This window comes from Candidatus Pantoea formicae, assembly GCF_011752625.1.
GTDB classification, from domain to species: domain Bacteria; phylum Pseudomonadota; class Gammaproteobacteria; order Enterobacterales; family Enterobacteriaceae; genus Pantoea; species Pantoea formicae.
This window is the reverse complement of sequence record NZ_VWXD01000054.1, coordinates 1-292: the sequence shown is the minus strand read 5'-3', so window position 1 is coordinate 292 and position 292 is coordinate 1. Positions and strand designations below refer to the sequence as shown.

The window sequence follows — 292 nt, the reverse complement described above, 5'->3', positions numbered from 1 at the left end:
TCGACCGCCTGGGGAGTACGGCCGCAAGGTTAAAACTCAAATGAATTGACGGGGGCCCGCACAAGCGGTGGAGCATGTGGTTTAATTCGATGCAACGCGAAGAACCTTACCTACTCTTGACATCCAGCGAATTCGGTAGAGATACCTTAGTGCCTTCGGGAACGCTGAGACAGGTGCTGCATGGCTGTCGTCAGCTCGTGTTGTGAAATGTTGGGTTAAGTCCCGCAACGAGCGCAACCCTTATCCTTTGTTGCCAGCGGGTTATGCCGGGAACTCAAAGGAGACTGCCAGT

The 292-nt window shown here is 53.8% G+C and carries 1 rRNA gene; it reads left to right on the top strand.

The window, feature by feature from the left end:
• A 16S ribosomal RNA gene (locus F3J38_RS27870) occupies nt 1-292 on the top strand; the annotation flags it as partial.